1 protein-coding gene and 1 pseudogene are annotated in these 1,313 nt (G+C 58.3%); both read left to right on the forward strand.

Annotated elements, in window-relative coordinates:
• On the forward strand, window positions 1-1,204 hold a 1,204-nt coding region (gene floR / locus FTV37_RS17480; protein WP_218947021.1), incomplete at its 5' end, for a chloramphenicol/florfenicol efflux MFS transporter FloR.
• A 27-nt stretch (window positions 1,205-1,231) separates the two neighbouring features.
• Window positions 1,232-1,313, forward strand: a pseudogene (locus FTV37_RS18065) (LysR family transcriptional regulator); the annotation flags it as partial.

The raw sequence follows: 1,313 nt of genomic DNA on the forward strand, positions 1-1,313 counted from the left end.
ACGCCCCGCGTGGGCCTATACGCTGCCGGCAGCACTGCTGCTGATGGCTCCTTTCGACATCCTCGCTTCACTGGCGATGGATATTTATCTCCCTGTCGTTCCAGCGATGCCCGGCATCCTGAACACGACGCCCGCTATGATCCAACTCACGTTGAGCCTCTATATGGTGATGCTCGGCGTGGGCCAGGTGATTTTTGGTCCGCTCTCAGACAGAATCGGGCGACGGCCAATTCTACTTGCGGGCGCAACGGCTTTCGTCATTGCGTCTCTGGGAGCAGCTTGGTCTTCAACTGCACCGGCCTTTGTCGCTTTCCGTCTACTTCAAGCAGTGGGCGCGTCGGCCATGCTGGTGGCGACGTTCGCGACGGTTCGCGACGTTTATGCCAACCGTCCTGAGGGTGTCGTCATCTACGGCCTTTTCAGTTCGATGCTGGCGTTCGTGCCTGCGCTCGGCCCTATCGCCGGAGTATTGATCGGCGAGTTCTTGGGATGGCAGGCGATATTCATTACTTTGGCTATACTGGCGATGCTCGCACTCCTAAATGCGGGTTTCAGGTGGCACGAAACCCGCCCTCTGGATCAAGTCAAGACGCGCCGATCTGTCTTGCCGATCTTCGCGAGTCCGGCTTTTTGGGTTTACACTGTCGGCTTTAGCGCCGGTATGGGCACCTACTTCGTCTTCTTCTCGACGGCTCCCCGTGTGCTCATAGGCCAAGCGGAATATTCCGAGATCGGATTCAGCTTTGCCTTCGCCACTGTCGCGCTTGTAATGATCGTGACAACCCGTTTCGCGAAGTCCTTTGTCGCCAGATGGGGCATCGCAGGATGCGTGGCGCGTGGGATGGCGTTGCTTGTTTGCGGAGCGGTCCTGTTGGGGATCGGCGAACTTTACGGCTCGCCGTCATTCCTCACCTTCATCCTACCGATGTGGGTTGTCGCGGTCGGTATTGTCTTCACGGTGTCCGTTACCGCGAACGGCGCTTTGGCAGAGTTCGACGACATCGCGGGATCAGCGGTCGCGTTCTACTTCTGCGTTCAAAGCCTGATAGTCAGCATTGTCGGGACATTGGCGGTGGCACTTTTAAACGGTGACACAGCGTGGCCCGTGATCTGTTACGCCACGGCGATGGCGGTACTGGTTTCGTTGGGGCTGGTGCTCCTTCGGCTCCGTGGGGCTGCCACCGAGAAGTCGCCAGTCGTCTAACCGACGACTGGTAGCAGGCCCGCTCCGATGCGGCGCACTAACCATCGAAACCTCGTGAATGTCGGTATCCTGTCTGGCAGGATACCGCTCATTTCCCTTGTTCAGTTCA

Source organism: Acinetobacter sp. YH16042, assembly GCF_013417245.1.
GTDB classification, from domain to species: Bacteria; Pseudomonadota; Gammaproteobacteria; order Pseudomonadales; family Moraxellaceae; genus Acinetobacter; species Acinetobacter amyesii.